This is a genomic window from Streptomyces sp. NPDC002825 (genome assembly GCF_040295385.1).
In the GTDB taxonomy this organism is placed as follows: domain Bacteria; phylum Actinomycetota; class Actinomycetes; order Streptomycetales; family Streptomycetaceae; genus Streptomyces.
On sequence record NZ_JBEOVH010000006.1, the window covers coordinates 86,424 to 112,231 of the forward strand.

General features: G+C 72.1%; 19 protein-coding genes. 18 read left to right on the top strand and 1 reads right to left on the bottom strand.

Annotation, left to right across the window (positions count from 1 at the left end):
• Position 1: 1 nt before the first annotated feature.
• From ABT041_RS10425 to ABT041_RS10485, 13 genes are read left to right on the top strand one after another with little or no spacing between them, the layout of a single operon-like run.
• Positions 2 to 1,561 (top strand): right-handed parallel beta-helix repeat-containing protein, encoded by a 1,560-nt coding sequence (locus ABT041_RS10425; RefSeq protein ID WP_351182187.1) that lies wholly within the window; start codon positions 2 to 4, stop codon positions 1,559 to 1,561.
• Position 1,562: 1 nt separating this feature from the next.
• Entirely contained in the window at positions 1,563 to 2,846 is a 1,284-nt protein-coding gene (locus tag ABT041_RS10430; RefSeq protein WP_351182190.1) for an O-antigen ligase domain-containing protein, read from the top strand.
• 7 nt (positions 2,847 to 2,853) lie between these two features.
• A complete protein-coding gene (locus ABT041_RS10435; RefSeq protein ID WP_351182193.1) occupies positions 2,854 to 4,134 on the top strand; it encodes a glycosyltransferase family 4 protein in 1,281 nt (426 codons plus the stop codon).
• Positions 4,131 to 5,366 carry a class I SAM-dependent methyltransferase gene (locus tag ABT041_RS10440; protein ID WP_351182196.1) on the top strand — a complete coding sequence of 412 codons (1,236 nt, stop codon included), beginning with the start codon at positions 4,131 to 4,133 and terminating at the stop codon, positions 5,364 to 5,366. The genes ABT041_RS10435 and ABT041_RS10440 overlap by 4 nt, the downstream gene beginning before the upstream one ends.
• Complete coding sequence (locus tag ABT041_RS10445) at positions 5,363 to 6,157, top strand: glycosyltransferase family protein (RefSeq protein ID WP_351182199.1); 795 nt, start codon at positions 5,363 to 5,365, stop codon at positions 6,155 to 6,157. The genes ABT041_RS10440 and ABT041_RS10445 overlap by 4 nt, the downstream gene beginning before the upstream one ends.
• Positions 6,154 to 6,816: a PIG-L deacetylase family protein gene (locus tag ABT041_RS10450; RefSeq protein ID WP_351182202.1), complete on the top strand. Its 663-nt coding sequence runs from the start codon at positions 6,154 to 6,156 to the stop codon at positions 6,814 to 6,816. Before ABT041_RS10445 ends, ABT041_RS10450 begins: the two co-directional genes overlap by 4 nt.
• A 3-nt stretch (positions 6,817 to 6,819) precedes the next feature.
• A complete protein-coding gene (locus ABT041_RS10455) occupies positions 6,820 to 7,845 on the top strand; it encodes an NAD-dependent epimerase/dehydratase family protein (protein WP_351182205.1) in 1,026 nt (341 codons plus the stop codon).
• The gene (locus ABT041_RS10460; RefSeq protein ID WP_351182208.1) at positions 7,842 to 9,116 is read left to right on the top strand and encodes a DUF4910 domain-containing protein; all 1,275 of its coding nucleotides are present in this window, start codon (positions 7,842 to 7,844) and stop codon (positions 9,114 to 9,116) included. The genes ABT041_RS10455 and ABT041_RS10460 overlap by 4 nt, the downstream gene beginning before the upstream one ends.
• A 5-nt stretch (positions 9,117 to 9,121) precedes the next feature.
• On the top strand, positions 9,122 to 10,417 hold the full coding sequence (locus tag ABT041_RS10465) for an MATE family efflux transporter (protein WP_351182211.1): 1,296 nt from the start codon (positions 9,122 to 9,124) through the stop codon (positions 10,415 to 10,417).
• Positions 10,414 to 11,361, top strand: coding sequence for a glycosyltransferase family 2 protein (locus tag ABT041_RS10470; protein ID WP_351182214.1), 948 nt, complete (start codon positions 10,414 to 10,416; stop codon positions 11,359 to 11,361). Before ABT041_RS10465 ends, ABT041_RS10470 begins: the two co-directional genes overlap by 4 nt.
• Positions 11,358 to 12,620, top strand: coding sequence for a polysaccharide pyruvyl transferase family protein (locus tag ABT041_RS10475; protein WP_351182217.1), 1,263 nt, complete (start codon positions 11,358 to 11,360; stop codon positions 12,618 to 12,620). The genes ABT041_RS10470 and ABT041_RS10475 overlap by 4 nt, the downstream gene beginning before the upstream one ends.
• Entirely contained in the window at positions 12,617 to 13,168 is a 552-nt protein-coding gene (locus ABT041_RS10480) for a dTDP-4-dehydrorhamnose 3,5-epimerase family protein (protein WP_351182220.1), read from the top strand. The genes ABT041_RS10475 and ABT041_RS10480 overlap by 4 nt, the downstream gene beginning before the upstream one ends.
• Before the next feature lie 7 nt (positions 13,169 to 13,175).
• Positions 13,176 to 14,501: a glutamate-1-semialdehyde 2,1-aminomutase gene (locus ABT041_RS10485; protein WP_351182223.1), complete on the top strand. Its 1,326-nt coding sequence runs from the start codon at positions 13,176 to 13,178 to the stop codon at positions 14,499 to 14,501.
• A 33-nt stretch (positions 14,502 to 14,534) separates the two neighbouring features.
• Here ABT041_RS10485 and ABT041_RS10490 read toward each other — a convergent pair whose 3' ends face one another.
• On the bottom strand, positions 14,535 to 15,167 hold the full coding sequence (locus ABT041_RS10490; RefSeq protein ID WP_351182226.1) for a phosphatase PAP2 family protein: 633 nt from the start codon (positions 15,165 to 15,167) through the stop codon (positions 14,535 to 14,537).
• A gap of 486 nt (positions 15,168 to 15,653) precedes the next feature.
• Between ABT041_RS10490 and ABT041_RS10495 the strand changes: the two genes are divergently transcribed.
• The 5 genes from ABT041_RS10495 (at position 15,654) to ABT041_RS10515 (ending at position 25,718) form a co-directional block, all read left to right on the top strand.
• Positions 15,654 to 19,379, top strand: a complete 3,726-nt coding sequence (locus ABT041_RS10495; protein ID WP_351182229.1) for an efflux RND transporter permease subunit — start codon at positions 15,654 to 15,656, stop codon at positions 19,377 to 19,379.
• Complete coding sequence (locus tag ABT041_RS10500) at positions 19,376 to 22,543, top strand: efflux RND transporter permease subunit (RefSeq protein ID WP_351182232.1); 3,168 nt, start codon at positions 19,376 to 19,378, stop codon at positions 22,541 to 22,543. The genes ABT041_RS10495 and ABT041_RS10500 overlap by 4 nt, the downstream gene beginning before the upstream one ends.
• A 71-nt stretch (positions 22,544 to 22,614) precedes the next feature.
• Positions 22,615 to 23,544 (top strand): hypothetical protein, encoded by a 930-nt coding sequence (locus ABT041_RS10505; RefSeq protein WP_351182235.1) that lies wholly within the window; start codon positions 22,615 to 22,617, stop codon positions 23,542 to 23,544.
• Between the two features lie 92 nt (positions 23,545 to 23,636).
• Entirely contained in the window at positions 23,637 to 24,314 is a 678-nt protein-coding gene (locus ABT041_RS10510) for a response regulator transcription factor (RefSeq protein WP_351182238.1), read from the top strand.
• Positions 24,315 to 24,320: 6 nt separating this feature from the next.
• Positions 24,321 to 25,718 (top strand): sensor histidine kinase, encoded by a 1,398-nt coding sequence (locus tag ABT041_RS10515; protein ID WP_351182241.1) that lies wholly within the window; start codon positions 24,321 to 24,323, stop codon positions 25,716 to 25,718.
• The last annotated feature ends 90 nt before the right edge of the window (positions 25,719 to 25,808 follow it).

A 25,808-nucleotide genomic window follows, 5' to 3' on the forward strand; every position in this document is an offset into this window, starting at 1 on the left:
CTTGGTGTTCGAGAGGCGGCGCTGGGCGTTGCCGGCGGCGGCGCTCGCGCTGGTCCTGTCGGCGGCGACCGGCTGCACGAGCGCGCCGGACGCGCCGGCGAAGGCCGGGGGCGGTGCGCCTCCGGCGTCCGGCACGCCCTCCGGTTCCGGGGCTCCCGCCGCGTCCGTGGCCCGGGTCTGCGACAGGCCCGCGACCGGGCCGGCGCAGGCGCCGCCGGGCGCGGTGACGGTCGACCCGGCGGTCGTCGGCGACCTGGACGCGAAGACCGACGACAGCCCCCCGAACACCACGTTCTGGCTGCTGCCGGGAACGCACACGCTCACCTCGGACCCCTACGCCCAGGTCATGGCCAAGCAGGGGAACCGCTACCTCGGCGCGCCGGGCGCGGTGCTCGACGGCCGGAAGACCAACCACTACGCGTTCGGCGGTACGGCCCGTGACGTCACCATCAGCCACCTGACCGTGCAGGGGTTCACCGCGCCGAAGGACGAGGGCGTGGTCAACCACGACATGGCCGACGGGTGGGTGATCGAGCACACGACGATCCAGCACAACTCCGGCGCCGGACTGATGGCGGGGGCCCGCCAGCAGCTCCGTGCCAGCTGTGTGCGGGGCAACGGCCAGTACGGCATGAACGGCTACAAGACGGGTGACTCCATCCGCGGTCTCGTGGTCGAGGGCAACGAGATCGTGGGCAACAACACCGACGACTGGGAGCGGCGGCAGCCCGGCTGCGGCTGCAGCGGAGGCATCAAGTTCTGGGCCGTCGACGGCGCCGACGTCCGGGGGAACTGGGTGCACGACAACCGCGGGGCCGGCCTGTGGGCGGACACGAACAACAACGACTTCCTCTTCGAGGACAACGTCCTGGAGGACAACGACGGTGCCGCGCTGATGTACGAGACCAGCTACAACGCCGTCATCCGGAACAACACGATCCGGCGGAACAACCGGGTCGAGGGCCGCAAGGAGGCCGAGGCCGGCGACGACTTCCCGTACGCGACCGTCTACGTCTCCGAGGCCGGCGGCGAACCACGGGTCCGGGCCCGCACGGACAGGATCGAGATCTACCGGAACGTGCTGGAGGACAACTGGAACGGCATCACCCTGTGGGAGGACGCCGACCGGTTCTGCAACAGCCCGGCCAACACCTCGACCGACTACTGCACCCTGCTGGTGAAGGACAAGGCCCGCTGCGCGCAGCCGGGGATCGCCACCGCACCGCTGTACGACGACTGCCGCTGGAAGACGCGGCGGGTGGAGATCCACGACAACCGCTTCACGCTCGACCCTTCCGTCGTCGGGTGCGCGGCGGAGTGCGGCCGCATGGCGGTCCTCGCCAACGACGGCACCTCGCCGGACTGGTCGCCGTACCTGGGCGAGCGGGTCGCCGAGGCGATCACCCTCCGGCAGGAGAACCGTTGGTACGACAACGTCTACCGCGGGCCGTGGAGCTTCGTCGCCCACGACTCGAGCCGGAAGCTCGGCTCCGGGCAGTGGCGGGGCGCGCCGTACGGTCAGGACGCGGGCAGCACCTTCGACGCACAGGCCGGTGGGTGACATGGCCGAGACGCTGAAGCCGGGCGGACGGGACACGGCGGGCACGCTGCCCGGCGCCGCACCCGGTCCCGCCGGCACACCGAGGACCGTCGGGGTCGTCTGGGCGCTGCTCGCCCTCAACACGCTCGGCTCCGCCGGGGCGAAGACCGTCTTCACGATCCCCCGCTCCCTCATCCAGATGGCCACGATGGGCGCGCTGGTCGCGGCGTTCCTGCTGGCGCTCGCGCTCAACCTGCGGCTGCGCGTCCGGCCGAGCGCCTTCGTGTTCCTGCTCACCCTGCTGCTCGTGCCGAGTCTGATCTCCAGCGTGCAGCTGGTGGTCGGGTTCGGGGCGCTGTTCCGCTGCTTCCGGCTGGCTCTGTTCGTCGGCACGCTGTGGCTGCTGAGCCGCTGGTGGGACGGCGGCCTGACGTTCGTCCGGTACCACGTCCGGATGTACTTCGCGGTGCTCGTCCTGGTGGCCGCGGGCCTGGCCGTGTCACCGGCCACGGCCATGCCCGAGTACTACGGCGGGCGGCTCGTCGGGGCGCTGTGGCCGCTCACGCCGCCGCAGATCGGTCAGTACTCCGCGGTGATCATCGGGCTCACCGTCCTGCTCCTGATCGGCCGGCAGACCACCGGGACCGGCGCGGCGGTGGTCATCGTGCCGTCGCTCGTGCTGCTCGCGATGACGCACACCCGGACGGCCACGCTCGGTCTGCTCATCGGCCTGGGTCTGGCGATCGGCTCGCTGGTGCTGACCAGTGCGGCGGCCCGCCGGTTCTTCGCCTGGGCGGTGGTGTGCGCCGCGGTGGCCGCGGTGGTGTTCAGCTCCGCGCTGCGGGCATGGTTCCTGCGCGGGCAGAGCCAGGAGAACTTCGCCAACCTGACCGGCCGGGCCAAGGTCTGGGACGCCCTCCTCGCGGCGCCCCGGACGACCGGGGAGAAGGTGTTCGGCACGGGCCTGGGCGACAAGTCCTTCGACGGGCTGCCGATCGACAACAGCTGGCTGGCCGTCTACGACGAGCAGGGTCTCCTCGGCGTCACCATCGTGGCGGCGATGATCCTCGTCCTCGGCGCCGTGGCGCTGCTGCGGCCGCCGTCCCTGCCGAGGGCCTGCGCCATCTTCCTGATCAGCTACTGCGCGCTCTCCTCGTACACCGAGGTCGGTCTCGGCGACGCCTCCGCGTATCTGCTGCATCTGACCCTGGCCGCCTCGCTGCTCGTGGCGCCTGCCGCGGCCGCGCCCCTGCTGCCGACCGTCGAGATCCCTCGACGGCGTATCCCGCGATGGGCCCGGAGGTGACCTGAGCATGCATGTCCTTGTGGTGCACAACCGCTACTCCTCGGCGCAGCCGAGCGGGGAGAACCGCGTCGTCGACGAGGAGGTGGGGCTGCTGCGCGCGGCGGGCCACCGGGTCGACGTGTTCGAGCGGCGCAGCGACGACATCGCCGGGCGGTCCCTGCTCGGCAAGGCCGCGGTGCCGCTGCTGGTGCCGTGGAACCCGGCGGTGCGCACGGAGCTCGCCGCCCGGCTGCGCGCCGAGCGGCCGGACGTGGTGCACGTCCACAACGTCTTCCCGCTCCTGTCCCCCGCGGTCCTCGCCGCCTGCGCCGACGCGGGCGTCCCCGTCGTCGCCACCCTGCACAACTACGCCCAGGTGTGCCCGCCCGGCACGCTGCACCGGGACGGCCGGCCGTGCACCGAGTGCGTGGGGTCGAAGGCGTCGCTGCCCGGGATCCGGCACGGCTGCTACCGCGACTCACGCCTCGCGACGGTTCCGCTGGCGGTCGGTCTGTCGGTCAACCGGCGGCGGTGGTGGTCGGGCGTGGAGCGGTTCTTCTGCATCTCCGCGACGCAGCGCGACCTCCTGGTGCGCTCCGGCATGCCGGCCGAGCGGCTGACGGTGAAGCCCAACTTCGTGCCCGAGCCCGGCCTCGTCCGTGAGGGCGCCGGGGAGCATCTGCTCTTCCTCGGGCGGCTCTCGGAGGCCAAGGGCGTACGGGTGCTGATGGCCGCGTGGGACGAGCTCGCCGCGGACGGCGGGGTGGGCGTGCCGCTCGTGCTCGCCGGTTCGGGTCCCATGGAGCGGGAGGTGACCGCGTGGGCGGCGGGCCGGGACGACGTCCGGTACGCCGGTCTGCTCGACCCGTCGGAGTGCCGGCGGGTCACCGCGCGGTCGGTCGCCGTGGTGGCTCCCTCGCTGGCCAGGGAGACCTTCGGCCTGGTGGTCGGGGAGGCGATGGCGGCGGGGGTGCCGGCCGTCGCCGCCGGTCACGGCGGCTATGTCGACCTCGTCGAGGAGGGGGTGACCGGGCTGCTGCACCGCCCGGGCGAGCCCGCCTCGCTCGCGTCCCGCATCCGCCGGATCTCGGCGGACCCGGGGCGCAACCAGGAGATGGGCCGGGCGGCCCGGCGCCGGTACGAGCAGGGGTTCAGCCCCGCCGTCGGCCTCGCGCGCCTGGTGGAGGAGTACCGCTCCGCGATCGCGGGGCGGTCGGGCGGCGTGCACGGCGCGCCGCCGGTGGGGAACGACGACGCCGACTCGCGACGGGTCACCCGCGCGGGCGGAGATGGGGGGCAGGAGAAATGACACGATGCCGACTGTGCGGTTCGGCGGCGCTGGCGAGCGTCGTCGACCTGGGGGCGACCCCGCCGTGCGAGAGCTTCCTCGCCGCGGACCGGCTCGACCTGCCGGAGCCCGCGTACCCGCTGCACCTCCGGGTCTGCACCGACTGCTGGCTGGCGCAGATCCCGCCGCTGATCTCGCCGGAGGAGACGTTCAAGGAGTACGCGTACTTCTCCTCGTACTCGACCTCCTGGGTGGAGCACGCGCGGGTGTTCGTCGCCGACGCCGTGCGGCGGGCGGGCCTGGGCTCCGACGCCTTCGTGGTCGAGGTGGCGAGCAACGACGGCTACCTGCTGAAGCACGTGGTGGACCGCGGGATCCGCTGCCTGGGCATCGAGCCGTCGGTGAACGTCGGCGCCGCGGCGCGGGACGCGGGTGTGCCCACGCTCACGGAGTTCCTGTCCCCGGAGACCGGTGCGGCCGTTCGCGCCGAGCACGGCCCGGCGGACCTGGTCGTGGCCAACAACGTGTACGCGCACATCCCCGACGTCGTCGGGTTCACGCAGGGGCTGCGCGCCCTGGTCGCCGACGACGGCTGGGTCTCCATCGAGGTGCAGCACCTGCTGACGCTGATCGAGGAGAACCAGTACGACACGATCTACCACGAGCACTTCCAGTACTACACGGTCGCGTCCGCGATCCGGGCGCTCGCGAGCGGCGGGCTCACGCTGGTGGACGTCGAGCTGCTGCCCACGCACGGCGGCTCCATCCGGCTGTGGGCGCGGCCGGCCGAGACGGCCGGCGAGCCGACGGCCCGCGTGGCCGAGGTCCTCGACCGGGAGAAGGCCGCCGGGCTGCAGGAGCTGTCCGGATACGCCGAGTTCTCCGCCCGGGTGGCCAAGGTGCGGCGGGACCTGCTGCGGTTCCTCATCGACGCGGCGGACCGCGGCGAGACGGTCGTCGGCTACGGCGCCCCGGGCAAGGGCAACACGCTGCTCAACCACTGCGGCATCCGGCCCGACCTGCTCGCGTACACGGTGGACCGCAACCCGTACAAGCACGGGAGGTTCACCCCGGGCACCCGCATCCCGATCCTGGCGCCCGAGCAGATCGCCGCCGACCGGCCGGACTACGTCCTGGTCCTCCCGTGGAACCTGCGGGCGGAGCTGGTCGAGCAGCTGTCCTTCGTGCACGAGTGGGGCGGCCGCCTTGTCTTCCCCATCCCGGAACTGAGCATTGTCGAGGTCGAGCGATGAAGGTCGTACTGTTCTGCGGCGGTTACGGGATGCGGATGCGCAACGGCACCTCCGACGACGTGCCCAAGCCGATGGCGATGGTCGGTCCGCGGCCGCTGATCTGGCACGTCATGCGGTACTACGCGCACTACGGGCACACGGAGTTCATCCTGTGCCTGGGGTACGGCGCGCACCACATCAAGGACTTCTTCCTCAACTACGAGGAGACGACGTCCAACGACTTCGTGCTGCGCGGCGGGCGGACCGAGCTGCTGTCCACCGACATATCCGACTGGACGATCACGTTCGCGCAGACCGGCATCGAGTCGCCGATCGGGGAGCGGCTGCGCCGGGTGCGGCACCACCTGGACGGCGACGAGATGTTCCTCGCCAACTACGCCGACGTGCTCACCGACGCCCCGCTGCCGGAGATGATCGACCGCTTCTCCCGGCGTGACGCGGGCGCGTCGATGATGGTGGTGCCGCCGCAGTCCTCGTTCCACTGCGTGGACCTGGCCGAGGACGGTCTGGTGGGCGGGATCACCGCGGTGAGCGACATGCCGCTGTGGGAGAACGGCGGCTACTTCGTGCTCCGCCAGGAGGTCTTCGACCACATACCGGAGGGCGGGGACCTGGTCGCCGACGGGTGCGCCGGCCTGGCCAAGGAGGGCCGGCTCGTGGCGTACCAGCACCGCGGCTTCTGGAAGCCGACCGACACCGTGAAGGAGCGGGCCGCGCTCGACGAGGCGTACGCCCGCGGCGACCGCCCGTGGGCCGTGTGGGAGCGGGACGGCGCGGGGGTGCGGGCGTGATCCGGCTCGGGGCCGGGCGCCTTGGGGGGATCGTCGCGGTGGGTGCGCACTGCGACGACATCGCCATCGGTGCCGGCGGCACGCTCCTGACCCTGTGTCTCGCGCGGCCCGGCCTCCGGGTCGACGCGCTGGTGCTCTCCGGCGGTGGCGGCGAGCGCGAGGAGGAGGAGCGGGCCGCGCTCGCCGCCTTCTGCCCGGGCGCCGACCTGCGGCTCACCGTGCTCAAGCTGCCGGACGGGCGGCTGCCCGCGCACTGGGAGGAGGCCAAGGCCGCGGTCGAGGAGCTGCGCGAGCGGACCGACCCGGATCTGATCCTGGCCCCGCGCACCGATGACGCGCACCAGGACCACCGCGGCCTGGCGCGACTGCTGCCCACGGCGTTCCGCGACCATCTCGTGCTCGGCTACGAGATCGTCAAGTGGGACGGCGATCTCGGCCGGCCTTCGGCGTACCAGCCGCTGACACCGGAGATCGCCGAGGAGAAGGTCCGGCTGCTGCAGGAGCACTACGCCTCGCAGCGGCACCGGCCCTGGTACGACCGGGAGGCCTTCCTCGGCCTCGCGCGCATCCGCGGCATCGAATGCCACGCGCGCTACGCCGAGGCGTTCGCCGTCACCAAACTCACGCTCGATCTCGGCACTTTCAACCTGGGGGAATGAACCTTGCGCGTACTGCTGACCGGACACCAGGGCTACCTGGGCACCGTGATGGCCCCGGTCCTCGCGGCCGCCGGACACGAGGTCGTCGGTCTCGACTCCGGCCTGTTCGCCGACTCCGTCCTCGGCCCGCGGCCCGCGGACCCGTCCGGGCACCGGGTGGACCTGCGCGACGTCACGGCCGAGCACGTGGCCGGGGTGGACGCCGTGATCCACCTGGCCGCGCTCTCCAACGACCCGCTGGGGTCGCTGGCTCCGGAGCTCACCTACGACATCAACCACCACGCGTCCGTCCGCCTGGCCCGGCTGGCCCGCGACGCCGGGGTGCGGCGCTTCCTGTACGCGTCGACCTGCTCGGTCTACGGGGCCGCCGGCGGGGACGAGCTGGTCACCGAGGACGCGCCGCTGCGGCCGGTGACGCCGTACGCGGAGTCCAAGGTGCGGGTGGAGGACGACCTGCACGCGCTGGCCGACGGCGACTTCACCCCGGTGTACATGCGCAACGCCACCGCCTTCGGCTACTCGCCCCGGCTGCGCGCCGACATCGTGCTGAACAACCTGGTCGGCCACGCCCTGCTGTCGGGCGAGGTCCTCGTCCTCTCCGACGGCACCCCGTGGCGTCCGCTGGTGCACGCCGTCGACATCGCGCGGGCCTTCACGGCCGCGCTGACCGCGCCCCGCGAGGCCGTGCACGACCGGGCGTTCAACATCGGCACCGAGGCGAACAACGTCACGGTCGCCGAGATCGCCGAGCAGGTCGCCGAGGCGGTGTCCGGGGCGAAGGTGCGGATCACCGGGGAGACCGGTGCCGATCCGCGGTCGTACCGGGTGGACTTCTCCCGGTTCCGTGCCGCGCTGCCCGGCTTCGACTGCGAGTGGTCGGTGAAGCGGGGCGCGCTCGAACTCGCGGAGGCGTACCGGAAACACGGCCTGACCCGGGAGGACTTCGAGCAGCGCTTCACCCGCCTCGCCGTGCTGCGCGCCGCTTCCGACGCGGGTGCCGTCGACGACACCCTTCGGTGGCGCCGATGACCGCGCCCGGCGAGGAGATGTACGAGCTGGTGGAGCGGCTCTACCCGCTCTGCCGGTCCATCACCGGCGACGGTGTGCGCGCCACCCTGGACATCGTCGGCGAGTACATCCCGCTCCAGGTGCACGAGGTGCCGACCGGGACGCAGGTGCTCGACTGGACGGTGCCGCAGGAGTGGAACATCCGGGACGCGTACGTCGCGGACTCCACGGGCAGGCGGGTCGTCGACTTCGCCGCGTCCAGCCTGCACGTGCTCGGCTACAGCGTGCCGGTGTCGGCGACGATGCCGCTGGCCGAGCTGCGGGACCATCTGCACACCCTGCCGGACCAGCCGGACCTCGTGCCGTACCGCACCAGCTACTACCAGCGCGCCTGGGGGTTCTGCCTGGCGCAGGAGACCCTGGACGCGCTGCCGGACGGCGACTACGAGGTACGGATCGACTCCACCCTCGAGGACGGCCACCTCACCTACGCCGAGCACGTGGTGCCCGGTCAGGTGCCCGACGAGGTGATCGTCTCCTGTCACGTCTGCCACCCGTCGCTGGCCAACGACAACCTGGCCGGCATCGCGGTGGCGACGTTCCTCGCCCGGGAGCTGGCGGAGCGGACGCCGTACTACACGTACCGGTTCCTGTTCGCGCCCGGCACCATCGGGGCGATCACCTGGCTGGCCCGCAACAGGGAGCGGGTCGCGAGCGTGCGGCACGGGCTCGTCCTGGCCTGCGCGGGCGACTCGGGCCAGGTGACGTACAAGCGGAGCAGGCGCGGTGACGCGGAGATCGACCGGGTGATGCGGTATGTCCTGGCCGCCTCCGAACGGCCGCACACGATCAACGAGTTCACGCCGTACGGGTACGACGAGCGGCAGTTCTGCTCGCCCGGCTTCGACCTCGGCGTGGGCTCGCTGTGCCGCACCCCGTACGCCGGCTATCCCGAGTACCACACCTCGGCGGACGACCTGGACTTCGTCTCCCCCGAGGCGATGGCGGACACCCTCGCCGTCTGCCGCGAGGCGTTCGCGGTCCTGGACCGCAACCGGCGGTACGTCAACCTCAGCCCGTACGGCGAACCACAGCTGGGCCGGCGGGGGCTGTACGACTCGCTCGGCGGCCGCAGCGACGCCAAGCAGGCACAGATGGCCATGCTCTGGGTGCTCAGCCTCTCCGACGGCGAGCACGGTCTGCTCGACGTCGCCGAGCGCGCCGGGATGCCGTTCGACACCGTCGCCGCGGCGGCGGACGCCCTGGCCGCCGCCGGGCTGATCAAGGCGTGACGCCGATGACCACCGAGGGGGAGAAGCCGACGGAGCCGGCGGAGCGGCGGACCGGCAGGCGGGCGCTCGTCGGCCGGCTGTCCTGGGGCCTCGCCGACCAGGCGGCCTCCAGCATGTCCAACTTCGCGGTGGGCATCTACGTGGCCCGCTCCCTCGGGGTGACCGCGTTCGGTGTGTTCGGCCTGGCCTTCGTCACCTACGGCGTGGTGCTGAACATCTCCCGCGGGGTGGCCACGGACCCCCTGGTGGTGCGCTTCAGCGGCGTGCCGACGGCGACCTGGCGCACGGCGGTGGCCCGGTCGTCGGGCGCCGCCCTCGGCGTCGGCGCCGCCGTCGGCGCGGCGTGTCTGCTCGTCGGCCTGGCCCTCGGCGGCAGCGTGGGGACCGCGTTCACCGCGCTCGGCGTCGTCCTGCCGGGGCTGCTGCTGCAGGACTCCTGGCGGTTCGCCTTCTTCGCCGCCGGCGCCGGGAAGAAGGCGTTCCTCAACGACCTGGTGTGGGGCGTCGCGCTCGTCCCGGCCATGGTGGTGGCGGACCACGTGGGCAGCGTGGCCGCCTTCGTGCTCGCCTGGGGCGCCTCCGCCGCGGTGGCCGCGGCGTACGGCCTGCTCCAGTCCGGGATCCGGCCCCGGCCGGGCCGGGCTCGCGGCTGGCTGCGCGAGCAGCGCGATCTCGGCTCCCGGTACCTCGTCGAGAACGTCAGCCTCAGCGGCGCGGGCCAACTGCGGGCGTACGGACTCGGCGCGATCGCGGGGCTCGGCGCGGTGGGCGCGGTCCGGGGCGCGGAGCTCCTGCTCGGCCCCTTCCTCGCCCTCCTGATGGGCCTGTCCCTCGTCACCGTCGCGGAGGCGGCGCGGGTCCTCAGGCAGGCCCCGCACCGTCTCGGCACGTTCTGCCTCGTCCTCGGCGGCGGTCAGGCCGCCGCCGCGGTGCTCTGGGGCGCGGCACTGCACCTCGTGCCGGAAGGGCTCGGTGAGCTCCTGCTCGGCGACGTCTGGCCCTCCGCCTCCGAGCTCATCATTCCGGCCGCCCTCGGTCTCGCGGGCGCCGGCCTCGGCACCGGCGCGGCGGCCGGGCTGCGCGCGCTGGGCGCGGCCCGGCGCAGCCTGCGCGCCCAGTTGTTCGCCTCCGTCTGCTACGCCGCCGGCGGACTCGGCGGAGCGGTCGCGGCCGGCGCGGCCGGCTCGGCCTGGGGCGTCGCCGCCGCGACGCTGGGCAGTTCGACCGTGTGGTGGCTGCAACTGCGGTCCGCCCTGCGCGAGCACCACCGCAACTCCATCCCCGAAGTGAGGACCTCATGACCGCCCGACCCAGGCTGACCATCGGCCTGCCCGTCTACAACGGCGAGGAGTACCTCGCCGAATCGCTGGACGCCCTGCTCGGCCAGACCTACGAGGACTTCGAGCTGATCATCTCCGACAACGCCTCGACCGACGGGACGCAGGACATCAGCCGCGCGTACGCGGCGAAGGACTCGCGCATCCGGTACGTCCGGCTGCCCCGGAACGTCGGTGCCACGCCGAACCACAACCGGCTGTTCGCCGAGTGCCGCACCGAGCTGTTCAAGTGGGCCTCGCACGACGACCTGTACGCCCGGGACCTGATCCGCCGCTGCGTGGAGGCCCTCGACGAGCGGCCGGACGTGATCCTCGCCCACGCCGACCAGGCGGTCATCGACGAGGCCGGCCAGGTGAAGGTCCCGTACGAGTACGGACTCGCCACCGCCTCGCCGCACGCCCCGGTCCGCTTCCGCAGCATGCTGTTCGAGCCCGGCGGCGACGACTTCTACGGGGTGATACGGGCCGATGTGCTGCGCCGGGTGAAGCCGCTCGACAGCTACCACCACGCGGACCGGACGTTCGTCTGCGAGATCGGTCTGCACGGGCGCTTCCACCAGGTGCCGGAGCTGCTCTACTTCCGCCGCGACCATCCCACCCGCGCGGAGCGGGCGAACCCGTCCAAGCGCTCCCGGTGCGTCAACCTGGACCCGCGCCGGGCCGGACCGCTGCACCCGACGCCCCGGCTGCTCGCCGAGTACGTGTGGGGTTTCGTCGACGCGATCCGGCGGGCGCCGCTGTCCTCGGCCGACCGGCGCGCCTGCTACCGCCACCTGGTGGAGTGGGCGACCAGCCGGGCCCGGCCGGGGGCCGGCGAGCGGGTCGAGGACCGTGCCCCGGTCGACCCGGCCCGTCTCACCGTCTCCGTCGACGCCCTCGTCGCCGGCCGCGAGGGCAGGCGGGCATGACGCCCCGGAACGGAATCCCGATACGGGTCGGGGTGTTCGGCCTGCTCGGCTCCGGCAACCTCGGCAACGACGGGTCGCTCGAAGCGATCCTCGGCTATCTGCGCGCCGAGCACCCGGAGGCGGTCGTGGACGCGCTGTGCGGCGGACCCGAGACCGTCTCGGCCCGGTTCGGGATCCCCGCGACACGGCTCAACTGGTACCGCGGGGAGTACCGGACGGCCTCGCGTGCGGGCTCGATCGCGGCGAAGGGTGCGGGCAAGCTCGTCGACGTCTTCCGCACCGCCGCCTGGGTGCGCCGGCACGACGTGGTGATCGTGCCGGGCATGGGCGTCCTGGAGGCCACGCTGCCGCTGCGGCCGTGGGGCTTCCCGTACGCGCTGTTCCTGCTCTGCGCGTCCGGCCGGCTGTTCGGCACCCGGGTCGCGCTCGTCAGCGTCGGCGCGGCCGCGATCCGCAACCGGCCGACGCGGGTCCTGGTGCGCTGGGCGGCACGGCTCGCCACGTACCGCTCGTACCGGGACGCCCAGGCCCGCGACGCCCTCCGGGCGATGGGCGTGGACACCGCGCGCGACGAGGTCTACCCGGACCTCGCCTTCTCCCTGCCGGCGCCGCCCTCCCCCGCGCTCCCTGCCTCGCCGGGCCGGGTCTGCGTCGGCGTCATGGCCTTCCACGGCGGCAACGACGACCGCGCCCGGGCGGAGGAGATCCACCGGCGGTATCTCGACGGGACGATCCGCTTCGTCCGCGCGCTGGCCGAGGAGGGCAGGACGGTCCGGCTGCTGACCGGCGACGCGGTCGACGCGCCGGTGGTCGCGGCGATCCTCGACGCGGTGGACTCGCCGCTGGTCACCGTCGCCGAGACGTCCTCGCTGGCCGACCTGATGAAGGAGATGGCGGCCGCCGACAGTGCGGTGGCGATCCGGTACCACAACCTGATCTGCGCGCTGAAGGCCGGCACTCCGGTGCTCGCGGTCACCTACGCGGCGAAGAGCGAGGCGCTCATGGAGGGGATGGGCCTCGGCGCGTACTGCCATCCGGCGCGTGAGGTCGACGCCGACCGCCTGCTCGAACAGTTCCGGCTGCTGGAGAAGCGATCGGCCGAACTGCGGCAGACCCTCGCCGAGCGGAACGAGGACGCCGTCCGGCGCCTCAAGCACCAGTTCACCGCCCTGACCGCCGCCCTGTTCCCGACGACCGACCAACCCCACCGCCACACAACCCCCCACGCGCACGCGCCCGTTCGGCAGGAGACTCCATGAAGGCCACCCAAGTCCCGGAAATCGCAGGAGCGTTCCTGTTCGAGCCGACGCCGTTCGCCGACGAGCGCGGCTTCTTCTGCCGCACCTTCGACGCCGACGTGGTCCGCTCGGTGGGACTCGACCCGAACGCGTTCCTCCAGGACAGTGTGTCCCGCTCGGGCCTCGGCGTGCTGCGTGGCCTGCATCTGCGGTCCGGGGCCGGCGAGGCCAAGCTCGTACGGTGCTCGTACGGGCGGATCTTCGACGTCGTCGTCGACCTGCGCCCGGATTCCCCGACCTACCGCAACGTGGCCACCTTCGAGCTGTCCGGGGAGACGCAGACGACCCTGTACATCCCGGCGGGGTGCGCGCACGGCTTCCAGGCGCTGACCGAGACCGCCGACACCTCGTACCGGATCGACCGTCCGCACGATCCCGCCGAGGACGTGACGATCGCCTTCGACGACCCGGAGCTCGCCATCCCCTGGCCGCTGCCGGTCACCTCGATGTCCGGGCGGGACCGGGAGGCGCCGCGCCTCGCCGAGGCCCTGAAGCAAGCGGAGAAGTGAGACCGGCATGGACACCGAAGACCTTCTCCTGCCGCGGTCACGGACGGCGAACGAGCGGCTGCACGCCCTGATACCCGGGGGCGCGCACACCTACGCCAAGGGCGACGACCAGTACCCCGAGCAGCTGGCCCCGGTCATCAGCCACGGCCGCGGCGCCCATGTGTGGGACGTCGACGGCAACCGCTACATCGAGTACGGCTCCGGGCTGCGGTCGGTCAGCCTCGGCCACGCCCACCCGCGCGTCCTGGAGGCGGTGCGCCGGGAGATCGACCGGGGCAGCAACTTCGTCCGGCCGTCGATCCTGGAGGTCGAGGCCGCGGAACGGTTCCTGGCCACGGTGCCGACCGCCGAGATGGTGAAGTTCGCGAAGAACGGCTCCGACGTCACCACGGCGGCGGTACGGCTCGCCCGCGCCGTCACGGGGCGCCCGCGGGTGGCGATCTGCGGCGACCATCCGTTCTTCTCCGTCGACGACTGGTTCATCGGCACCACCCCTATGTCCGCCGGCATACCGGTGGCGACCAACGAGCTCACGGTCGCCTTCCCGTACGGGGATCTGGCGGCCACGGAGGAGCTGCTGACCCGGTATCAGGGCGAGGTCGCCTGTCTGATCCTCGAACCGGCCGGCCACACCGAGCCTCCGCACGGATATCTCGCCGGGCTGCGCGAACTCGCCGACCGGCACGGCTGCGTCCTGGTCTTCGACGAGATGATCACCGGACTGCGCTGGTCCGAGGCGGGCGCCCAGGGCCTGTACGGCGTCGTCCCCGACCTCTCCACCTTCGGCAAGGCGCTGGGCAACGGGTTCGCGGTCTCCGCGCTCGCCGGGCGGCGCGAGCTGATGGAGCGGGGCGGGCTGCGTCACTCCGGCGACCGGGTGTTCCTGCTGTCCACCACGCACGGCGCGGAGACCCATTCCCTCGCCGCCGCGATGGCCGTGCTCGCCACGTACGTCGAGGAGGGCATCACCGCGCGGCTGCACGCCCTCGGCGAACGCCTGGCCTCCGGTGTCCGCGAGGCGGCGGCCGGCATGGGCGTCGGCGACCACCTCGTCGTACGGGGCCGGGCCAGCAATCTGGTCTTCGGCACCCTCGACGAGAACCTCCGGCCCTCGCAGGAGTACCGCACCCTGTTCCTGCGCCGGCTCCTCGCGGGCGGGGTGCTCGCCCCGTCGTTCGTGGTGAGCAGCGCGCTCGACGAGGCCGACATCGACCGCACGGTCGACGTGGTGGCCGAGGCGTGTGCGGTGTACCGGAAGGCACTGGACGCCGGGGATCCCGCGCCCTGGCTGGCCGGGCGGCCGGTGAAGCCCGTGTTCCGGCGGCTGGTCTGACGTGACGTCAGGGGCGGCGCGGGTGACGTGACGTCAGCCGGGCCGCCCCAGGAAGCCGTCGGCGGTCCGGTCGATCAGCCAGGCCGTCACCGGTACCACCACGAGGGCGGTGCACAGGCCGCCGACGGTGTCGGTCGGGTAGTGCGCGCGCGTGACCACCTGCGCCCAGCCCATGGCGGCGCCGGCGACCAGGGTCGTGGCGAGCACGAGCATGGTGCCGGCCGTCCTGCCGAGGCCGAGGCGACCGCCGGCGAGGAGGGCCACCACGAGGGCGAGCGCGGTGAGAAAGGCGGTGTGGCCGCTCGGGAAGGACAGGTTGTCGCCGTTGATGGTGCGTCCCACCAGGGACTTGAGCAGCTTCGTCGCCCCCACGCTCAGGGCCGCGCCGACGACGGCGAGCACCGCCGCGCGAGGCTGCCGGAGCAGCAGGCAGGCGGTCACGACGGTCACGATCGACAGCACCGCTCCGTCGGGTTCGCCCAGGAAGTCGAGGGCCTCGGCGGCGTACGCCCAGGGCGGCCGCACGTCCACCAACAGCGGCTGGATCCACACGTCCACGGTGGCGGGGTGGGTGTGGCCCGAGTACCGGACGCCGAGTGCGAGCAGGCCCAGGGCGGCGAGGGCCGCGATCGGACCGAGCGCGGCGGGCGCCGACCCGCCGGTCACCGGCCATCGGCGTCCGCCCGGTGTGTGGTGGTGACCTTTGCCGGCAGGTGATCCCACGCGAGCCCCCCGTCGTGTTCGATCTCTTCTCGTCACCCTAGCCAAGGCGGACGGGGCGCTCGGTGCGGACGCCCAGGAGCGGCGAAATCAGGCCATCCCGCAGATAATCCTTTTTGGGGGTACTTTGACAGTTTCTTCACCTACGGGGTACATTTACGCCGTACGTATCCGCTATAGACATGGCCGACGGTTCGGCCGGTTTATGGCTCTTGCCGGACATGGGTACGAGGTCGGCCTTCTCGGCCGGTAACCCTCACCGACGCCGGTCGACGCCGGCGACTGATGCCGCAGCAGGACGGACGACCCTCGCAGGGGGCGCCCGGTAGGCCGTCCGCCCGGCGCGCGGTCCGCCACTCTCGCCAGGCCCTGGAGAAGGGTCGGGGGCAGGCCGGTGGAGCGCGCAGTCGCTCTGGAAGGCAGGACCCTGCCGTGGTCCACAGAATCCTTTCTCTCAGTCTTACGTTCCGGAACCTGATCCTCGGTGTCGCAGCGGCCGTGATGGCCCTGGGATTCATCCAGCTCCCACGGGCGGCGTCGGCAGACGTCTACCCGGAGTTCGGACCGACGCGGGTCCAGATCCAGACCGAGGCGCCGGGCCTCTCGGCGGCCGAGGTCGAGCAGCTCATCACCGTCCCCATGGAGCAGGACCTCCTGAACGGCGTGGCGTGGCTCGACGAGATCACCTCCGAGTCGGCCCCCGGCCTGTCCTCCGTCGACCTCGTCTTCGAACCGGGTACGAACGAGCAGAAGGCCCGGCAGGCCGTCCAGGAACGCCTGATCCAGGTCGCCGGTCTGCCCCAGGTGGGCAAGCAGCCGGTCATGATCCAGCCGCTCTCGTCGACGAGCCGCGTGATGATGATCGGCCTCACCTCGAAGGACGTCTCCCGCATCGACATGTCCGTCCTCGCGCGCTGGAACATCAAGCCGCGCCTGATGGGCATCCCGGGCGTGGCGAACGTCGTCATCTGGGGTGAGCAGGACCGGCAGCTGCAGGTCCGGCTCGACCCCGAGCAGCTGCGCAGCCGCGGTGTCTCCCTCGACCAGGTCGTCCGCACCACGGGCAACGCCCTGTGGGTGTCGCCGCTGACCTTCGTCGAGGCTTCGACCCCGGGCACCGGCGGATTCATCGACACGCCGAGCCAGCGCCTCGCGATCCAGCACGTGCTGCCCATCACCAAGGCGCAGGACCTGGCGTCCGTGGCCCTGGAGGACACCCGCGACAAGCAGCTCCGCATCGGTGACGTGGCCACCGTGGTGGAGGACCACCAGCCCCTCATCGGCGACGTGTCGCTGGACAGCGGCCCCGGGATCATGCTGGTGATCGAGAAGTTCCCCGACGCCAACACCCGTGAGGTCACCCACGCCGTCGAAGAGGCGATGACCTCGCTCCAGCCGGGTCTGTCCGGCATCACCGTCGACACGCACGTGTACCGGCCGGCGTCCTTCGTCGACACGGCGCTCGACAACGTCGGTGTGTGGGCGCTCGTCGCCGTCCCCGCCGTCTCGCTGCTCCTCGGCCTGTACTTCCTCTCCTGGCGCGTCGGCCTGATCAGCCTCGTCTCGATCACGATGGCGGAGATGGCCGCCCTGTGGGTGCTGTATCTGCGCGGCTCGCCCTTCAACATGATGGTCCTGGCCGGTCTGACGATCGCCCTCGGCGCCGTCATCGACGACATCGTGATCGGATTCGACCGCATCCAGGCCCAGTTCCAGCGTGAGGGACGGAGATCCGGCGAACGCCGGTCGGTGGCCGACGTCGTGGTCGACGCCACGGCGGCGGTGCGGCGGCCCGCCTTCTTCGCCACGCTGATCCTGCTGCTCGCCGTCGTGCCCCTCGTGTTCCTGAGCGGGGTGGGCGGAGCGTTCGCCCGGCCGCTGGCCCTGTCCTACGCGCTCGCGGTGGTCGCCTCCACCGTCGTCGCCCTGACCCTCACCCCCGTGCTCGCCGCCCTGCTGCTCGCGCGAACCAGGCTCGGACACCACCGCAACCCGGTGCTCGGGTGGCTCCACCGCGGCTTCGACAAGGTCGGCCCGAAGACCCTGCTGCGGCCGGGCCGGGCGCTGGTCGCGGCCGCCGTGCTGGCCGGCGCGGCCTTCGCGGTGTGGCCGCAGCTCGACGGCGCGTCGCCGATCCCCGCACTGCACCAGCGTGCGCTGCTGATCCACGTGGAGGCACCGCCCGGTACCTCCCTGCCGGAGATGAACCGCCTCGGCCAGGCGGCCGCCGACGACCTGCGTGCCCTGCCGGGCGTCGAGAGCGTCGGAGCCCACGTGGGCCGCGCCAGGGAGTCCGACCAGGTCGTCAACGTCAACGCCGGAGAGTTCTGGGTCAACATCAAGAACTCGGCCGACTACGGCAAGACCGTCGCCGCGGTCCACCGCACCATGAACGGCCAGTCCGGCCTCGCCAGCGAGGTCATGACCTACCCGCAGGCGCGGCTCAACGAGGTCCGGGCGGAGAACGGCGAGGGCGCGCCCGTCGTCGTCCGCCTCTACGGCAACGACCTGACGGTGCTGCGGCAGCAGGCCGCAAAGGTGAGCAAGGTCCTGGCGCAGGTGCCCGGAGTCGTCCGGCCGCAGGTCCCGCAGGTGGTCGAGGAGCCGACCCTCGAGGTCAAGGTCGACCTCGCGGCGGCGCGGAGCCACGGGATCAAGCCCGGTGACGTCCGCCGCACGGCCGCCACCTACTTCTCCGGCCTGCCGGTCGGCAGCCTCTACGAGGAGCAGAAGGTCTTCGACGTCGTGGTCTGGGGTTCGCCTTCGACACGCTCCGCTCCCCAGAACGTCCAAGGTCTGCTGATCGACACGCCGAACGGCGGCCACGTGCGCCTCGGCGACGTCGCCACGGTCCGTGTCACGCCGTACCCGACGGTCATCGAGCACGACGCCACCTCGCGCAGCATGGACGTCGTCGCCGACGTCAGCGGGCGTGACCTGAACTCCGTGCTCGACGACGTCAGGAACCGCGTCCAGGCGATGCCGATGCCGTACGAGTACCACGCCGAGGTGCAGAGCGACGTCGCGCACCAGCAGAGCCAGGACCTGCGCATCGCAGGGCTCGCGGCCGCCGCGGTGCTCGGCACCTTCCTCCTCCTGCAGGCGGCCTTCGGCAGCTGGCGTGCGGCGACGCTCGTCCTAGTCGCACTGCCGCTGGCCGGCGTGGGCGGTGTGCTGACCGCGTTCGCCGTCGACGGCATCATGTCGATCGGCGCGCTCGGCGGCCTGCTGCTCGTCCTCGGCATCGCCGTGCGCAACCTGGTGCTGCTCGTCCGCGGCTACCAGGAGACAGAGCCGCGCGAGGACGGCACCGTCGACCCGCAGCGTATCCTCGACGCCACCCGTGACCGGGTCGGCCCGGTCCTGCTGACCGCACTGGCCACGGCCGTCGCGGTGCTGCCCGCCGTCTTCCTCGGCACCGTCGAGGGCATGGAGGTGCTGCACCCGCTGGCCGTCGTCGTGCTCGGCGGCCTGGTCACCTCGACCCTCGTCACGCTGTTCATCGTGCCCGCCCTCTACCTCCGCTTCTTCCCCGCCCCCGGCGGCGTCCGGCGGCGTCCCACCGGCCCGGAGCCGGGTCTGGCGACGGCCGGCGGAGCCCCGGACGCGGCAGCCGCGGACGACGGCAGGACGGAACGGCGCGCAGCACCCTCCAGCGGTTCCCGCCGGCGTCTCACCCGGCGCCGGTGGGCCGTGGGCCTGTCGGCCGCGGGGCTGCTGATCGCCGGTGGAGCGGGCCTTTCGGCCTGCAGCGACTCGGACAGCAGCTCGGCCTCGGCCGCCGAGCACACGGAGGCGCCGCCCGCCGAGATCGAAGAGGTCCCGGAAGGCAAGATCCCCCATTTGACCCTGGCCGAGGACACCGTCCAGCGGATCCACCTCACGACGGAGCCGCTGCGGCAGGCGCCGCTGGACGGCACCGGGCCGGCGCGGACCCTCATCCCGCTGAAGGCGGTGGTCTACGACCCGGAAGGCGAGACCTTCGCCTTCACCAACCCGGAGCCCTTCGTGTACATCCGCACCCCCGTCCAACTGGGGCAGTTCGGTGAGCACGACGCGGTCGTCACGTCCGGCCTCGCGACCGGCACCCGCGTGGTGACGGTCGGGGCCGCCGAACTGCTGGGCATCGAGTACGAGACGGACGGCGAGCACTCATGACCGAGGAACGCCGCACCCTGATGCGCTGGATCGTCGGCTTCAGCCTGCGCTTCCGCTACCTCGTGGTCGCCGCGGCCGCGGTGATGATGGTCGTCGGCATCACCTCGCTGCCCCAGCAGCGGGTCGACGTCTTCCCGGAGTTCGCGCCGCCCCGGGTCGAGATCCAGACGACCTGCCTCGGCCTTTCCACGGCCGACGTGGAGTCCCTGGTCACCGTTCCGCTCGAACAGTCCCTCAACGGTCTCGACGCGCTCGACGACCTGCGCTCCGAGTCCGTCGCGCAGCTCTCGTCGATCCAGCTGATCTTCCACGAGGGGACCGACATCTTCAAGGCGCGGCAGGAGGTCCAGGAACGGGTGGCGCAGGTCTCGCACTCGCTGCCGACCTGGGCGGCCCCTCCGGTGATCATGCCGCCCGTCGCGGCGACCAGCCGTGTCATGAAGATCGGGATGTCGTCGCAGGACCACTCCGACAAGGCCCTGATGTCCATGTCCATGACGGCGTACTGGGAGGTCAGGGCCCGTCTGCTGCGCGTGCCCGGCGTCGCCAACGTGAGCATCTTCGGCGAGCGGCTGCAGATGATGACCGTGCAGGTGGACCCGGTCAGGATGCAGGCCCACAAGGTCAGTCTCGACGACGTCATGGAGGCCACCGGCGACTCGGTCGACTCCGGTCTGCTCAAGTTCACCACCGGTTCCGTCATCGGCACCGGCGGCTGGATCGAGACCCCCACCCAACGCCTCGGCATCCGGCACGTACTGCCGGTCGTGACCCCGAACGACCTCTCCCAGGTGCCGGTGCGCGCGGCGAGCGACGGCACCGTGCGGCTCGGGGACGTCGCCCTCGTGAAGGAGGCCCCCCAGCCCCTCTTCGGTGACGCGGTCATCGGCGGCGACCCCGGTCTGCTGCTGATCGTCGAGAAGCTGCCCTGGGGCGACACCCCGGAGATCACCAGGAACGTGGAGAAGGCCATCGAGTCGCTCGAACCGGGCCTGCCCGGCATCACGTTCGACACGACCGTCTTCCAGCAGGAGGACTTCATCCACACCGCCATCGACAACCTGACGCAGGCCCTGGTGCTGGGCTTCCTGATGGTCGTCGTGGTCCTCTCGGCCTTCCTCTACGAGTGGCGCGTCGCGCTGATCAGCCTGCTGACGATCCCGCTGTCCCTCATGGCCGCCGTGCTCGTGCTCCACTGGCGCGGGGACACCATCAACACGATGGCCCTGGCCGGACTCGTGATCGCCCTGGGCGCCGTCGTGGACGACGCGATCATCGACGTCGAGAACATCCTCAGACGCCTGCGCGAGCACCGGAAAGCCGGCGGCGACGCGTCGGTGGCCAAGGTCATCCTGAACGCCTCGCTGGAGGTCCGGAGCCCGATCGTCTACGCGACGCTGATCATCGTCGTGGCCATCGTTCCGGTGTTCCTGCTCCAGGGAGTGGCGGGCTCGTTCTTCCGTACTCTCGCCGTCTCCTACACCATGGCCATCCTCGCCTCCATGGTCGTGGCCCTGACGGTGACCCCCGCCCTGTGCCTGATCATGCTGCGCAAGGCCAAGGTCGAACGCCGGCAGTCCCCGCTGCTGCGCTGGCTGCAGACCGGTTACACGGCCGGGCTCCGGCGGATCATCAAGCGTCCGATGAACGCCTACCTGGTGTCCGGCGCTCTCGCGCTCGTCGCGGCCCTCCTGGTGCCCCAGCTCAGCCAGTCCCTGATGCCCTCCTTCAAGGAGCGGGACTTCCTGATGCACTTCATCACCACACCGGGCACGTCCGTGCAGGAGGAACAGCGCATGGTCTCCCAGGTGAGCCGTGAGGTGCGGGCCATCCCCGGAGTGCGCAACGTCTTCGGAGCCCACATCGGGCAGGCCTTCCTGGGCGACGAGATCGCCGGGGTCAACTTCGGCGAGGGCTGGATCAGCATCGATCCCAAGGCCGACTACGACAAGACCCTCGAAAAGATCAAGGAGACCGTGGCGCGTTACGCCGGCGTGGAACAGGACGTCCAGACGTACCTCAACGAACGCGTCGACGAGGTGCTCACCGGCTCCAAGTACCCGGTCGTCGTCCGTCTCTACGGCCAGGACCAGAAGGTCCTGCGCGAGAAGGGCCTGGAACTCCAGGAGAAGATCGGCAAGATCGCCGGCACCGGAGACGTGCACGCCGACCTCCAGGTCGACATCCCGCAGGTCCAGGTCACCGTCGACGTCGACAAGGCGGCGAAGTACGAGCTGAAGCCCGGTGACGTCCGCCGAGCCGCGTCCACCCTCGTGGCGGGCGAGGAGGTCGGCGACATCTTCCGCGGCGGCAAGGCCTACGACACGATGGTGTGGAGCACCCCCGAGACCCGCAGCAGCGTGGCGGCCATCAACCGGCTCCCGATCGACACGCCGTCCGGCAGCACGGTGCCCCTCGGTGACGTCGCCCGGGTGACCATCGAGCCGCAGCCGAACCTGATCGCGCGTGAGAACGGCTCGCGCCACCTCGACGTGAACGCCAGCGTCTCCGGACGCAACCTCAGCGCCGTCGTCGCGGACGTCGAGGAGGCCATCGCCTCCACCGACTTCCCCCGCGGGTACCACACGGAGCTGCTCGGGGAGCACGAGGAGCGGCAGGCCGCCCAGCGGGTCCTGTTCTACAGCGCGATCTTCGCCGCTCTGGCGATCTTCGTACTGCTCCAGGTGTCCTTCCGCAGCTGGCGTCTCGCGCTGCTGTCCTTCCTCACCCTGCCCATGGCCCTGGTCGGCGGTGTCCTCGCGGTGTGGATCGCCGGCGGGAACATCACGCTCGGTTCCCTGGTCGGCTTCTTCACCGTGCTCGGCATCGCCGCCCGCAACGGCATCCTGCTCATCAACCACTGCCAGCACCTGGAGGAGCACGAGGGCATGGCCTTCGGGCCCGCGCTGGTGCTGCGCGGTGCGCGGGAACGGCTGTCCCCGATCCTGATGACCTCGCTGGCGACCGGACTCGCGGTGCTGCCGCTGGTCTTCCTCGGGAACCGGCCGGGCCACGAGATCGAGTACCCGCTCGCCGTGGTGATCGTGGGCGGCCTGGTTACGTCCACCTTGCTGAATTTGCTCGTCGTCCCGTCCCTGTACCTGCGTTTCGGCAAGGGCTTCAGGCGCCGACGGCCGCAGCATGAGGCGGTCGCCACGCACTGAGGCAGGCGGCGGACGGGGCCGCCGCCTCTCGGTGGAGCCCCACCCTGGCTCCACCGAGAGGATCAAGCTGAATGCCCCGACGCTTGCGCGCGTCCGCTGCCCTGCTGAGCCCGATCGTCGCCGCACTGCTGCTGGCCCCCGGCGCGTCGGCCGCCGGCACCCCCGAGGCAGCCTCCCCCACGGCGGCGAAGAGCGGCTCGCTCGCGCAGAACGGCTGCGGCGATCCGCCCGCCCTTCGCCCGTACACCTTCCCCGCCGTCCCGAGGGTGAACAACACGTTCCTGCCGCTGAGGCCCGGCACCCGGCTGGTCCTCACCGGTGACGTCGCCGGTGAGGACCACACCGTCGTGACGACCGTGACCGACCTGACGAAGGTCATCGACGGCGTACGCACGGTGGTGGTGTTCGATCAGGACCTCAACGGCAAGAAGGTCCAGGAGTCGGAGCTGGCGTTCTTCGCCCAGGACTGGCGCGGAAACGTCTGGCGCCTCGGGGAGTACCCGGAGATCTACGAGAACGGCCGTCTCGTCGGCGCGCCCGACACCTGGATCTCCGGCGTGCAGGGCGCCGAGGCCGGCATCGCCATGCTCGCCAGGCCGCGGGTGGGCAGCCCCACCTACACCGAGGGCCTGGCGCCCGAGATCGACTTCCTGGACTGCGCCACGGTGGCCGAGACCGGCCAGAGCGTCTGCGTCCCGGCCGGCTGCTTCGACAACGTGCTCGTGACGGACGAGTTCGCGCCGCTCGACCCCGAGGGCGGCCACCAGCTGAAGTCGTACGCGCCCCACGTCGGCAACATCAAGGTGGAGCCCGTCGGCGAGGAGAACCCGGAGACGCTGGCCCTGACCTCCGTCACCCGGCTCACGGCCAAGGAGCTCGCGGCCGTCCGCAAGGAGGTGCTGAAGCAGGACGCGCGCGGCTACCGCATCAGCCCGGACGTGTACGGCACCACCCCGCCCGCGGAGCCCGCCGTCGTGCGCGGACCGCTGACCACGCCGTAGTACGGGACAGGGCGCGCGGTGCCCCTCGCGGAGGCGGGCGGCACCGCGCGCCCTTCAGCGCCGCTTCAGGTGACGCGGGTCACAATCGGCACATGCGGGTTCTGATCGTGGACGACGAGGAGCGCTTCGCCGAGGGTCTCCGCAACGGCCTGGAGGCGGAGGGCTTCGCCGTCGACGTCGCCCTGGACGGCACGGACGGGCTGTGGCGGGCGCGTGAGCACGCGTACGACGCGATCGTCCTCGACATCATGCTCCCCGGCCTGAACGGCTACCGGGTCTGCGCCACCCTGCGCGCCGAGGGGAACTGGACCCCGATCCTCATGCTCACCGCCAAGGAGGGCGAGTGGGACGAGGTGGAGGGGCTCGACGCCGGCGCCGACGACTACCTGACCAAGCCCTTCTCGTACGCCGTGCTGCTGGCCCGGCTCCGGGCACTGCTCCGCCGCGAGCCGCGCGAGCGGCCCGCCGCGCTCACCGCCGGTGACCTGCGGCTCGACCCGGCGGCCAAGGAGGTGTCCCGTGGTGGGGTACGGGTCGAGCTGACCGCCCGCGAGCTGGCGCTGCTCGAGTTCCTGCTCCGCCGGCGCGGCGAGACCGTGTCGAAGCGCGAGATCCTGGCGCACGTCTGGGACGACGCCTTCGAGGGCGACCCGAACATCGTCGAGGTCTACGTCCGGCACCTGCGGAACAAGCTGGACCGGCCCTTCGGCCGGGCGTCCATCGAGACCGTACGGGGCTGCGGCTACCGCCTGGCCCCCGACGGGGGGTAGGCGGCCATGGGCGTGCGGTTCCGGTCGACCGTCGCGGCCGTCCTCGTCGTGGCGGTGGGCGTGGTCGCGGGAGCGGTGGCCCTGGTCGCGCTCATGCGGGCCGAACTCACCGACGACGTGCGGCAGGCCGCGCGGACCCGGGCCGAGCAGGTGGCGGCCGTCATCGAGGCGGGGCGCGGGGTGCCGTCGCTGGCCGTGAGCGAGCCGGACGAGGAGTTCATCCAGGTCCTGGACGCCCGGGGGGAGGTGGTCGCGGGCAGCCCGAACGTCAAGAATCTGCCGCCCCTCGCCGACCCGCGCCCGGGCTCCGAGTCCACCGTCAGCACGCCTCTCGACGAGGACCGGTTCCTGGTGGTGGCCGTGCCCGCCGCGGGGCCGGGCGGGGACCGGACGGTACTGGTGGGGCGGACGGTGGTCGCGGTCGCCGAGTCGACCCGGATCGTCACCCGGCTGCTGCTCGTGGGGCTGCCGCTGCTGATGGTCGTGGTGGCCGGCACGACCTGGATGGCGGTCGGGCGGGCGCTGGCGCCGGTGGCGGCCATCCGAAGGGAGGTCGAGGCGATCTCGGCGGCGGAGCTGCACCGCAGGGTGCCGCTTCCGCCCGGCCGCGACGAGATCGGACGCCTCGCCACGACGATGAACCGCATGCTGGACCGGCTCGAACGGGCGCAGAGCGCCCAGCGCCGGTTCATCTCGGACGCCTCCCACGAGCTGCGTTCCCCCGTGGCGTCCATCCGCCAGCACGTCGAGGTCGCGCTCGCCCATCCCGAGCGGCTGACGGACCGGACGGCGAGCGAGCGGCTGGCCAGGACGGTGCTGGCCGAGGATCTGCGGATCCAGCGGCTCGTGGAGGACCTGCTGCTGCTCGCCCGTGCCGACGAGGACGCGCTGCGCCCCCGGCTGCGGCCGGTGGACCTCGACGACCTGGTCCTGGACGAGGCGCGCCGGCTGCGGGGGGCCGCGCCCGGGCTGCGGATCGGCACGGCGGGGGTGTCGGCGGCGCGGCTGCGCGCGGACCCCCGTGGCCTGGGCAGGGTGGTGCGCAACCTGGGCGAGAACGCGGCCCGGCATGCGCGCTCCGAGGTCGCCTTCGACCTCGCCGAGCTGCCCGACGGCCGGGTGGTGCTCGGTGTGGAGGACGACGGTCCGGGGGTGCCGCCGACGGACCGCGAGCGGGTCTTCGAGCGGTTCGTCCGCCTCGACGAGGCGCGGTCCCGTTCGACGGCCGACCGTACCGATGCGGGTGAGGTGGGCGATGCCGTCGGCAGCGGGCTCGGGCTCGCCATCGTCGCCGAACTGGTCGCGGCGCACGGCGGCACGGCGGCGGTGACGGACGGGCGCCTGGGCGGTGCCCGCTTCGAGGTGGTGCTCCCGGCGGACCCGGGGCCGGAAGACGGCTCCTGAAAGCGGGTTCAGTTCCGTTCAGGCTCCCTTCAGGACCCGGGTGGCAGCGTCGCCATCACAGCGGAGGAGGCAGTACGGCAGAGGAGGCAG